Here is an 11,576-nt window from a genome sequence, read left to right as displayed (position 1 = left end):
AGCGGCATTCTCGGTCGCTCATGAGTGTCTCTATCATGAATCGAGAATCCCGCTCTCCCAATGAAACACCCGTCCGCGCGGGATAATATCTTGTATTTCGTGGTGCCGTATTTGGCATGCTCGTCGAACCAAGTCGAAAGACGCTCCTGAGCTTTTTCAATGCTCCAAGGTGCAGCACCAGAAAGGTAGCGCGTGGTTTCGATTGTTGCGTGGAGTTGCTGGATCAAATGACTGTCGCTCAGCTCCCACATGACAAGACGTAGCCGCGGCGTCTCAAGAATAACATACTGGCTCATATGTCACCCCTTCCCGTGCTGCACAAAAACCCCGCCCGTTACCGGCTCTTTCACCCCCGTCGTCCCAGGATAAGTCAACGGCAACCCTCTCAGCGACCGCACGGCCAAATACGCCCACGCCTCCGCCTCCATCGCCCCGCCATCAAAACCAGCCTCCTCAGCTGCGATTACTTTCGCACCCAGCTTCGCCGCCTGCTCAGCGAACTCAGCGATGATAACCGGGTTCAGCCGTCCGCCACCGCAAACAACATAGGTCTTCGCCCCCTCCGGCAGATAGCTCGCAGATTTGATAATGGCCGCACCGGTAAGATGCGCCAGCGTCCGCGCACCATCCTCCAGCGAAACCTCGCCCTTTGCAGGCGGCATAAAATCCGAGCGGTCGAGCGAGCGGCGGATATTCGCGGAAAAGAACGGGCTTTCCATATAGCGCGACACCAGTGACGGCACGACCGCACCGCGAGCAGCCGTGGCACCACCCTTGTCATAAGCCTTGCCGGTATGCGCCTCGATCCACTGGTCGATCAACATATTGCCGGGGCCGCTGTCGAAGGCTGCGAGTGTGCCGCTTTCACCAATATAGGTCAGGTTCGAAATACCGCCGATATTGACGAAAACCGCAGGCTTTTCGAACTGCTTTGGCAAATTGGCAGCCAGTGCTGCGTGGTAGATGGGGATCAGCGGCGCGCCCTGCCCGCCGTGTACCATGTCATTGGCGCGCATGTCATAGACCACATCTATGGCGACTTCTTCTGCCAGAAGCGGACCATCGCCGATCTGCACCGTCAACGCATCATCCGGGCGGTGCAGCACGGTTTGGCCGTGAAAACCGATCAAGTCGATGTTCTGCGCACTCAAACCGTGACGGTGGAGGAAGGATTTCACCGCGGCTGCATGCGCCAGCGTCAGCTTGCGCTCGACCTCACCCAGATCGTCGGGGCGCTCATCGCGCTGACGGATAGCCTTGGCTGTGACCAGCGCCTTTTGCCATGTCGCGCGCAGCTGCTGGTCGTAGGGAAAATATCCGCTCGGGCCGTGGTGAACAATGCTTTCGCCATCGGTGCGCAGAAGCGCGATGTCGATGCCATCCATGGACGTGCCGCTCATCAGCCCTAGCGCCGTTCTGATCTCGCCCATGTCGTTCTCCTGCCAGATGGAATCATCTTGTTATCGATTGCCGATATTCATGGCGCAAACGGGTGCACTTTTCAAAAAACAATGCTAAAGGCGCGGCATTCACTGGCATTTCAGTGAGCAGAAGACCCAACCAGAAAGAAAAAGGTTATGTCCAGGTTCAAGTCCGATTTCCTCCGCACGCTCGATGAGCGCGGCTTCATTCACCAGGTCTCTGACGAGGCAGGTCTCGATGAACTCTTCGCCAAGGAAACCGTGACTGCCTATATCGGCTTCGATCCGACCGCGCCCAGCCTTCACGTGGGCAGTCTGATCCAGATCATGATGTTGCACTGGATGCAGAAGACCGGCCACCAGCCGATCTCCCTGATGGGCGGCGGCACCGGCATGGTCGGCGACCCCTCGTTCAAGGACGAGGCCCGGCAGTTGATGACGGTCGACACCATCGAAAGCAACATCGCCTCGATCAAACGCGTGTTCGCCAATTACCTCGACTATGACCGCGCAACCACGCCCGCGATGATGATCAACAATGGCGACTGGCTGCGCGATATCAACTACCTCGAATTCCTGCGCGATGTCGGCCGTCACTTCTCGGTCAACCGCATGCTGTCGTTTGAAAGCGTCAAGACGCGGCTGGATCGCGAGCAGTCGCTGTCCTTCCTCGAATTCAACTACATGATCCTTCAGGCCTATGATTTCGTGGAGCTGAACAAGCGCACGGGCTGCCGCCTCCAAATGGGCGGCTCCGACCAGTGGGGCAACATCATCAACGGTATCGATCTCGGTCACCGCATGGGAACGCCGCAGCTCTACGCACTGACCTCGCCGCTTCTGACGACGTCGTCCGGTGCGAAGATGGGCAAGTCCATGAACGGTGCCGTTTGGCTGAACCCGGATATGCTGCCAGCTTACGATTTCTGGCAATACTGGCGCAACACTGAGGACGCTGACGTTTCGCGATTCCTCAAGCTCTACACTACGTTGTCAATGGATGAGATTGCGCGCCTTTCGGCACTGGGTGGTTCCGAGATCAACGAGGTCAAGAAAATCCTCGCGACCGAAATCACCGCCATGCTGCATGGCCGCGACAATGCGGAACAGGCCGCAGAAACCGCCCGCAAAACCTTCGAAGAGGGTGCGCTGGCCGACAATCTGCCTTCCATCGACGTACCGAAGGGCGAACTCGAAGCAGGCCTCGGCCTTCTCTCGCTCATCGTACGCGCCGGTCTTGCGACGTCCAACGGCGAAGCGCGTCGCCACGTTCAGGGTGGTGCGGTCAAGATCAATGACCATGCTATCTCGGATGAGCGTCAGGTTATCGGTGCTGGTGAAGTCACGGCAGATGGCGTGATCAAGCTGTCGCTGGGCAAGAAGAAGCACATTCTGGTGCGGCCTGTTTAAGGCTTCGAGCAGCCAACCACATGCAAAAAGGCAGCCTCTGGGCTGCCTTTTCTCGTTTTGATGATCAATGAAGAGATCAGTTTCTCAGCTTGTAACCCGTCTTGAACATCCAGCCGATTACGCCCAAGCATGCCGCGAGGAAGACCGCGATCATGCCGAGGCTGAGCAGAGGATTGACGTCTGAAATCTCGTAGAAGCTCCAGCGGAAGCCGCTGATGAGATAGAGCACCGGGTTGAAATGGCTGACCGTCTGCCAGAAGGGCGGCAGCATGCTGATGGAATAGAAGCTTCCGCCAAGGAATGTCAGCGGCGGCACGACCAGCATAGGAATGAGGTTGAGCTGTTCGAAATTCGTGGCCCACATGCCGATGATGAAGCCGAACAGGCTGAAGCTGATGGCCGTGAGCACGAAGAACAATATCATCATGAACGGATGGGCAATCGAAACGTCAACGAAAAACGACGCCGTGATGAGGATGATCGTGCCAATCAATAGCCCCTTGGTCGCGGCGGCCCCGACATAGCCCGCCAGAATCTCCGTCATGGCCACGGGCGCGGACAGGATTTCGTAGATCGTGCCGGTGAATTTCGGGAAATAGATACCGAAGGCGCCGTTGCTGATACACTGCGTGAGCAAGGTCAGCATGATAAGGCCCGGCGTGATGAACGCGCCATAGGACACGCCATCGACTTCCTGAATACGCGAGCCGATGGCCGTGCCGAACACGATGAAGTAGAGCGATGTCGAAATGACCGGCGACACCACGCTTTGCAACAATGTGCGGCGCGTGCGGGCCATTTCGAACAGGTAGATGGACTTGATTGCCTCGAAGTTCATTTTTGACCTCCCACCAGCGCCACGAAAATATCTTCGAGAGAACTCTGGCGTGTCGAAATATCCTTGAAATGAATGCCCGCAGCAGACAGCGCCGCCAGCAGATCGGCGATTCGGCTCTGCTCACCACTGCCTTCATACTCATACGTCAGGCAGCTGCCGTCTTCCGATAGCGAGAGATGAAAACCGGAAAGACTGTCGGGTAGGACCTTCACCGGCTCGATCAACTCCAGCGAAAGCTGCTTGCGGCCGAGCTTCTGCATCAGGGCGGTTTTGTCTTCCACCAGAAGCAACTCACCGCCATTGATAACGCCGACGCGGTCGGCGATCTCTTCGGCTTCTTCGATGTAGTGAGTGGTGAGGATGATGGTGACGCCGGTGGCGCGCAGGTCCGCCACCACTTTCCACATATCGCGCCGCAGGGCGACGTCGACGCCCGCCGTCGGCTCATCCAGAAACAGGATTTGCGGTTCGTGCGCCAGTGCCTTGGCAATCAGAACACGTCGCTTCATGCCGCCGGAAAGCTCGCGCAGCATGTTGTCCTTCTTGTCGAAGAGCGAAAGAGATTTTAGAATTTTCTCGATAAGATCAGGGTTCTTCTTCTTGCCATGCAGTCCGCGTGAAAAAGACACCGTGTTCCAAACGGTCTCGAACTGGTCGGTCGTCAGTTCCTGCGGCACGAGACCGATGAGCTCACGCGTCTTACGAAAATCAACGACGACATCGTGCCCGCCCACCAGCACACGGCCTTGCCCGGGATTGACTAGACCGCAGATGATGGAAATCAGCGTGGTCTTGCCAGCACCATTTGGTCCGAGCAGAGCAAGGATTTCACCTTTGTAGATATCGAGCGTGACACCCTTGAGTGCCTGAAAGCCATTGGCGTAGGACTTTGTGAGGTTCTGGATGGAGACGATTGGCGTTTGGGGGGAATTCATCGGACATCTTTCAACACAATCTTGCTGGACAGCATATAGGTTCCAGATTGCTTAAAAGCCATCCCCGCCGCGATATCATACTCCATTTAGACCGAAGCTGAGCCAGATATGCTCAACTACAATGGCGATAGCCGGATTTGCGCGTGCGCAAATCGAAATGGAAGTGGTTCCAATGGCTGGGGTCGCTTCCAGGGCCAAGCACCGTTGAGAAATATTTGCAGCTATCGCTGCGTACCGCTTTCAGAAGGCCTTTCTCACGGAATGCGAAAATGCTCTTTGAGCGAACGTCGATTTCCTTGCCGTTTTTCAACGTGATGGTGCCGATATCGATGGCGTTGCCACGCGCATGTTCCGACCATGGGTTGCTGGAGCGCGAATTCATCTTGCGGCACGAGTAACCGCCCATCGGCGTGATGCGCTCGACGCCCGACAGATACCGGAAGCGGGATGAAGGAACGAGTTCGAACTTCACCCATTTGGCGAAAGCAAGCGTAACCTGGCAATTGAGTTTGACGGCAGGGCGGATCGCCACACCGCTGGCAAGGCCGGAGAGCTCGATGGGATAATCGATACCGCAGGTCGGTCCATCGGAAACACGCGCGACATCGCGGAACGCCACGCCGAGCCTGCGCAACTCAGAACGGCACGACACTTCCGATTGCGGCATCATGCCCGGCGGAGACGACATACGGCGTTCCTGCGTCGGGTTATCCGGCATCAGCATTGCCACATCCTGCACCGGCTGGCGCTGACGTTGCCCTTCACCGGGTGGTGGAATAAGCCGAGATTGACCCGTAGGCTGCCGGCGCGGCGCGGGAGAGATCGGCATCTGGCTCTGCGCCTCGTCAACCATCGGGTGGCTGGATTGGGCTCCAGAGACTTCCATATCCTGCTCTTCGGCAAGACCACGAACCGGGGCGACACCCAATCCGTCGTCCATGTTGACGCCACCCTCGCCCTCCGCCATCTCGCTGGAAGTCTGCGGGGCAACAGTAGCATCCCCACCGCCAAGGCGCTGCTGCTGGGCATCCAGCGTCGAATATTGCTCGCCCGGACCGGCCTGCAACAACGGATCACGAGACGGCGTTACCTCGGCAGGCATCGGCTGCGACAGAGGCGCGTAATCGTTGGTGGGCTGGCTTTGAGCGCGTGGGGCCGAGGGCGCACTGTAGTTCTGCTGATGGGACGACCTGATAGAACTCACCCGAGTGGATCCATCCACCTCGGCGGGCGGCACAAGGCTGTCTGCAGAGCACGACACGATTACCGTGGACATCATCAACAACGTCACAACGCGACGCGGAAGGGAAACATACGCCATACCAGAACCTGCACCTTCAGCGGCCGCAAAGCGCGGCAGTTGAGTCAAATCTTAAAGAAATTTGGTAAACGAACCGTATGTGCGGTTACAGGTAAACTGAGGGACAAATGCTTGCATGCGCAGAACGCAAAAAGGCCGGGCATACATCGGTGCCCGGCCTTTTCAGCGGAAACAATCGCAATTCGTCAGTCTGAGAAGCGGCTTTGGAGCTGGACAATTCCGCCAACGGCGAAGACGCCATTTTCTTTCCTCCCGATTATAACATCGATTAAAAGTCAGAATGCAAAACTAATACGAGTGAAAATGAGGAAAAATTAAAGCTTGTGCGTGAAATATTGTGGCGGCCTCAAATTTTCGCGAAGCCACGTCCCACAACGAAAAACGGGCGCCGCAGAGCAGCGCCCGTCTATAAGGTGTGATATGGAGATCAAGCCGCACGCGACATGCCCTGCCCGCTGTCACCGAGTTGAAAGCGCTCAAGAAGCGAACGGAGTTGGCGGCTTTCTTCTGCAAGCGTTTGGCTGGCTGCCGTCGTTTCCTCCACCATCGCCGCGTTCTGTTGCGTCATCTGGTCCATGTGGTTGACGGAGGTGTTGATCTCGTGAAGGCCAGTGGCCTGTTCACGCGATGTCGTGGCAATCGTGTTGACGTGCCCATCGACGCGGTTGACCAGAACCATGATTTCATCCAGCGCATCACCGGTGGAGCGTACCAGTGACACCCCGCCCCCGACCTGTTCGGCAGAGCTGTTGATGAGAACCTTGATTTCCTTTGCAGCATTGGCAGAGCGTTGCGCCAGTTCGCGCACTTCCTGCGCCACCACCGCAAAACCACGACCAGCCTCCCCGGCACGCGCAGCTTCCACGCCGGCGTTGAGAGCAAGCAGATTGGTCTGGAACGCGATTTCATCGATGACGACGATGATCTGGCCGATTTTCTTGGACGATTCCTCGATCCGGTTCATGGCATCGACGGCATTGCGCACGATATCGCCGGAGCGGCCAGCGCTGGTCTTTGTTTCCGTTACCATCTGCCGCGCCTCATTGGCACGCTCGGATGCGGTACGCACGGTGGCAGTGATCTCGTCCAGGGCGGCCGCCGTCTGTTCCAGCGCGGCGGCCTGCTGTTCGGTACGCTTTGAGAGGTTGCCGGTGGCCTGGCTGATGTCGGCCGCGCTGTCGTTGACGACGTGGCTGGTACGGGCGATCGCACCGATGACCGTGTGCAATTCGCTCACCGCGCTGTTGAAATCGCTGCGCAGCTTTTCGTATTCGTGACCGATCGCACCGACCTGGACCGTGAGATCACCCTTGGCAAGGCGTTCCAGCGCATGGGCAAGTTCGGCCATGGCATGGGCCTGCTGATCGGACGCCGATCGCAACGCCTCTTCATTGCTGCGACGCGTTTCCTCAAAGGCGCGCTGCTGCTCCGCTTCGCGGATTTGCAACTGGCCACGCTCATTGACGGAGTTGCGAAGAACCAGAAGTGCATTGGCCATTCCGCCGATTTCATTGCGGCGATCGATAAACGGCACCTCGGCGTTGCCATCCCCATCGGCAATGCTGCTCATGCTCTGCTTGAGACGAGTGATCGGCCGGGTCACACCACCAACCACAAAGGTCGCAGCAGCCAGAACGATGATGGCGCTCAACCCGCAAAGACCGGCAATCCAGAGTGCCTCTGCCCAGAAGGTGGCCTTCAGATCATCCACATAGACGCCGGTGCCGACAATCCAGCCCCAAGGCGCAAAGCCCGCAACGTGCGAAAACTTCTCGACGGGGTCAGGCGAGCCGGGCTTCGGCCAGTAGTAGTCGACAAAACCCTTTCCGCCCGATTTGACCGTATTGACGAACTCGACAAACAAGTGCTTGCCGTTTGGGTCCTTATTGCCACTGAGGTCAGTGCCGTTCATTTCTGGTTTGATCGGGTGCATGACCATTTTCGGACCCATATCGTTGATCCAAAAATAGCCGCTGCCATTTTCATAGCGCATGGCTGCAATGGTTGCCTTTGCCTGCTGCTGGGCCGCATCTCGCGTCAAAGCTCCGCTTTGCTCCATGCGATAATATTGGTCAAGAATACCGACGCCCGTCTGCGTCAAGGATTCCAGTCCCGCCTTCCGCTCCCGCTCCAACCCCTGGTAACTACCAAGCAGGCTCGATGTAAGTGCACCAGCCATGATCACTAGAAATAGCGCGACCAGCGCGTATAGGCGCATCGAAATCGTCATATGCTTCATGTTGTTCACCCCCCATTTGTTACAACGTCGTAAAATGATAAGGGATAAATATTGATGAGGTATAAACCGCAATTAGAGGTTGCTAAGATAAACAAGATATCCGACTACGACAAATAATAAAGCGGAATCCGATGCAACGACATTGTTAAAAATTTTTCTAAATTGAATATTTCGAGAAAAACATAAAATAACTATCAAAAAACAAATATAGTCTCATAAAAATACTTTTGACCGCTGCTAAAAGGCCGAAACGAAAGGAAGCGTTAATCATCCACGCGTAGCCTTATGGGACACATCGACCATTGACGGGGTAACCCATGGCTACGCCAGCTTTCCGCTTTACCCATTACGACCTGAAGGAATTGCGCGCCGGCGCAATCATCGAGGTATCGCTGAACGCGGTCAACAATGTCCGGCTGATGACGTCGGGCAATTATATGCGTTTCGTCGAAATGCTCGATTTCAAATATCTGGGCGGTGTCGCCAAGACATCACCGCTGCGCGTCACCATCCCTGAAACGTCTCAATGGCATCTCATCGTGGATTGCGAAGGTCATCACGATCTTGCCGAGTCAGCTGTGAAAATATTACCGCCACGCGCAGTGGCGATTCTGCGTGAGAAGTCAGCCGTGCCGGCTTAAGCCTGTGCGGATAGCGGATTACTACCCGTTGCGCTCACGACGTAGCTTCGCCCACCAATCCAGACGTTTGCGGATATCCCGCTCGAAGCCGCGGTCTGGCGGGTCGTAAAACGTCGTGCGGCCCATTTTCTCTGGAAAATAATCCTGCCCTGAAAAGGCGTCGGGCTCATCGTGGTCGTAGCGATAGCCATCGCCGTAGGCTTCGCTCTTCATCAGCTTGGTCGGAGCATTCAGAATATGTTTCGGCGGCAGCAACGAGCCGTTTTCCTTCGCTGCCCGCATGGCTGCTTTATAGGCCGTGTAGACGGCATTGGATTTGGGTGCCGTCGCCAGATAGATGCAGGCCTGCGCCAAGGCCAGTTCACCCTCGGGCGAGCCGAGATAATCGTAGGCATCTTTTGCGGCATTGCAGATGACCAGCGCCTGCGGGTCGGCAAGGCCGATATCCTCCACCGCCATGCGCACGAGACGCCGCCCAAGATAGAGCGGGTCTTCTCCAGCATCCAGCATGCGCGACAGATAATACAGCGCGGCATCGGGATCGGACCCGCGCACGGATTTATGCAGCGCCGAAATCAGATTGTAATGACCATCCTGCGCCTTGTCATAAACAGGCGCCCGGCGCTGGACGATATGGGTCAGGCCTTCCGTATCGAAGGTCTCGTCCTTGCGCACGGCCCGCCAGACCTCTTCAGCCAAGGTCAGAACGGCGCGGCCATCGCCATCGGCCATCCGGATCAGCGAGGCGCGCGCGTCGTCCGTCAGCGGCAGCGGCTTTTCCTCGACACTTTCGGCGCGGGTCAAAAGCTCGGCAAGGCTTTCCTCGTCATGCGACTTGAAGGTCAGCACCCGTGCGCGGGACAAAAGAGCAGCGTTGAGCTCGAAGGATGGATTCTCTGTGGTCGCACCCACAAGGATGATGGTGCCGTCCTCCATCACCGGCAGGAAACTGTCCTGCTGGGCACGGTTGAAGCGATGGATTTCGTCTACGAACAGCAAGGTCTGCCGACCGTTCATGCGCCGGGTGCGCGCACCCTCGAACACTTTCTTGAGATCGGCCACGCCGGAAAAAATCGCCGATATCTGCTCGAAGGCCAGCCCCGCCTCACCCGACAACAGCCTAGCAACCGTCGTTTTGCCCGTGCCCGGTGGTCCCCAGAAAATCATGGAGCCCAAAGAGCCGCTTTCGATCATGCGGCGCAGAACGCCCTCGTCGCCCGTCAGATGCGGCTGGCCCGTAACCTCGGCAAGTGTGGTCGGGCGCAGCCGGTCTGCCAAAGGCCGCCGGTTGGCGACCTCTGCTGGAATCTGTGGGGCGAAGAGATCGCCGCTCATCGCAGGAATTGCCGGATGCGCTGACCGTCGCGAATGATCTCAAGACGCCAGAAGCCGGGATTGTCTTCCAGCGCCTTTTCCACGTCTGCCGTAGACGCCATATCGGCCCCGTTCAGCGAAACGATGATGTCCTTTGGCTGGAAACCGACCCGCGCCGCTGGCGAATTGCGCTTCACGTCCATGATCACAACACCGGTCGTGCTGGTCGACATCCGCAATTCGTCCGCAAGCTTGGGCGAGAGATTGGCAACCGTCGCACCAGCGAAAGGATTGCGTCCTTCCAACAGGCGTTCATCCCGTGGTGCGGTTTCCGGTGCGGTATCAAGCGCAATGGTGACGTTTTTCTCCTTGCCCTTGTCGATCAGGGTGATGGTGGCAGACTTGCCGATACCGGCTGTGGTCAGTCGATAGCCCAGCGCATCGGGGTGCTCCACCTCGATACCGTTGACTGCCGTCACCACCTGTCCGGGTTCGATGCCCGCCTTCTCAGCAGGTCCATCCTTGACCACACCGACGACGAGCGCACCGCGAGCGCGCTTGAGGCCAAGTGCCTCGGCCACTTCCGATGTCACCGGGTCGAAGGACGCACCCACATAAGGACGCTGGAAGGTCGTGTCACCCTTTTCGGCCGCAGCCAGGAAGACGCGCACCAGATTGGCCGGAATGGCAAAACCGATGCCGTTGGAGCCGCCACCGCGCGAGAAGATGGCCGTGTTGATGCCGATCAGCTCACCTGCCATGTTCATCAGCGCGCCGCCGGAGTTGCCAGGGTTGATGGATGCATCCGTCTGGATGAAGAAGCCGAAATCACCCTGTGTGACCTGGTTGCGCGCCAGTCCCGAAACGATACCACTCGTCACCGTCTGCCCCACGCCGAACGGGTTGCCGATGGCAAGCACGAGATCACCCACTTCGGTCGCGTCCGAGTTGCCAAGCGACAGAACCGGGAACTGCTCCTTGGCGTCGATCTGCAGAACTGCAAGATCGATGCGGTCATCCTTCAGCAGCACCTTGGAGGAAAACTCCCGGCCATCGGCCAGCGCCACCTTGATATCATCGGCACCATCGATGACGTGATTGTTCGTCACGACCAGTCCGCCAGCGGTAACGATAACGCCGGAACCGAGCGATGATTGTTTTTCCGTGCGGTTGGGCAATTGCTGCCCGAAGAACTGCTCGAAGAAGGGGTCGCCAGCAAAGGGCGAGCCGCGTTTCTGCACCATGCGCTCGGCATAGACGTTCACGACGGCACCCGCTGTGCGCTTGACCAGCGGCGCAAAGGAAAGCTGCATTTCCGCCGTGCTGGCAGGCACGGTTTTGCTGTCCTGCGCCTGTACGGGGATCGGCATAACCAGCATTGTCGCCAGAAGGCCGGTGGTTAGATACTTCAACATGCTTGGCATGTGATTCCTCATCCTCATCAATATGATGGAGTT

Annotated in this window: 10 protein-coding genes; 2 read left to right on the top strand and 8 right to left on the bottom strand. The window is 57.4% G+C overall.

Features of this window, described 5'->3' with window-relative positions; genetic code table 11:
- Both RRU01S_RS26355 and RRU01S_RS04120 read right to left on the bottom strand, forming a co-directional pair.
- The coding region (locus RRU01S_RS26355; protein ID WP_045228997.1) for a GNAT family N-acetyltransferase at positions 1–296 on the bottom strand (296 nt) is incomplete at its 3' end.
- 3 nt (positions 297–299) lie between these two features.
- Entirely contained in the window at positions 300–1,430 is a 1,131-nt protein-coding gene (locus RRU01S_RS04120) for an anhydro-N-acetylmuramic acid kinase (protein WP_045228996.1), read from the bottom strand.
- A 147-nt stretch (positions 1,431–1,577) separates the two neighbouring features.
- Here RRU01S_RS04120 and tyrS point away from each other — a divergent pair, with 147 nt between their 5' ends.
- On the top strand, positions 1,578–2,831 hold the full coding sequence (gene tyrS / locus RRU01S_RS04115) for a tyrosine--tRNA ligase (RefSeq protein ID WP_045228995.1): 1,254 nt from the start codon (positions 1,578–1,580) through the stop codon (positions 2,829–2,831).
- A gap of 76 nt (positions 2,832–2,907) precedes the next feature.
- On the opposite strand, the gene RRU01S_RS04110 is transcribed toward tyrS, so the two are convergent.
- The 4 genes from RRU01S_RS04110 to RRU01S_RS04095 all read right to left on the bottom strand — a co-directional run bounded on the left by RRU01S_RS04110 (position 2,908) and on the right by RRU01S_RS04095 (position 8,164).
- Positions 2,908–3,669: an ABC transporter permease gene (locus RRU01S_RS04110; RefSeq protein ID WP_045228994.1), complete on the bottom strand. Its 762-nt coding sequence runs from the start codon at positions 3,667–3,669 to the stop codon at positions 2,908–2,910.
- Complete coding sequence (locus RRU01S_RS04105; protein WP_045228993.1) at positions 3,666–4,604, bottom strand: ABC transporter ATP-binding protein; 939 nt, start codon at positions 4,602–4,604, stop codon at positions 3,666–3,668. The genes RRU01S_RS04110 and RRU01S_RS04105 overlap by 4 nt, the downstream gene beginning before the upstream one ends.
- Positions 4,605–4,716: 112 nt before the next feature.
- Complete coding sequence (locus RRU01S_RS04100; protein WP_045228992.1) at positions 4,717–5,925, bottom strand: extensin-like domain-containing protein; 1,209 nt, start codon at positions 5,923–5,925, stop codon at positions 4,717–4,719.
- Positions 5,926–6,352: 427 nt separating this feature from the next.
- Positions 6,353–8,164, bottom strand: coding sequence for a methyl-accepting chemotaxis protein (locus tag RRU01S_RS04095; protein WP_045228991.1), 1,812 nt, complete (start codon positions 8,162–8,164; stop codon positions 6,353–6,355).
- A 317-nt stretch (positions 8,165–8,481) separates the two neighbouring features.
- Between RRU01S_RS04095 and RRU01S_RS04090 the strand changes: the two genes are divergently transcribed.
- On the top strand, positions 8,482–8,805 hold the full coding sequence (locus tag RRU01S_RS04090; RefSeq protein WP_045228990.1) for a DUF1883 domain-containing protein: 324 nt from the start codon (positions 8,482–8,484) through the stop codon (positions 8,803–8,805).
- 21 nt (positions 8,806–8,826) lie between these two features.
- Here RRU01S_RS04090 and RRU01S_RS04085 read toward each other — a convergent pair whose 3' ends face one another.
- Both RRU01S_RS04085 and RRU01S_RS04080 read right to left on the bottom strand, forming a co-directional pair.
- On the bottom strand, positions 8,827–10,140 hold the full coding sequence (locus RRU01S_RS04085) for a replication-associated recombination protein A (protein WP_045228989.1): 1,314 nt from the start codon (positions 10,138–10,140) through the stop codon (positions 8,827–8,829).
- Complete coding sequence (locus tag RRU01S_RS04080; RefSeq protein WP_045228988.1) at positions 10,137–11,543, bottom strand: DegQ family serine endoprotease; 1,407 nt, start codon at positions 11,541–11,543, stop codon at positions 10,137–10,139. The genes RRU01S_RS04085 and RRU01S_RS04080 overlap by 4 nt, the downstream gene beginning before the upstream one ends.
- Positions 11,544–11,576 lie beyond the last annotated feature (33 nt).

The organism is Agrobacterium rubi TR3 = NBRC 13261 (assembly GCF_000739935.1).
Lineage (GTDB): Bacteria > Pseudomonadota > Alphaproteobacteria > Rhizobiales > Rhizobiaceae > Agrobacterium > Agrobacterium rubi.
This window is presented reverse-complemented; position numbering and strand designations above follow the sequence as displayed.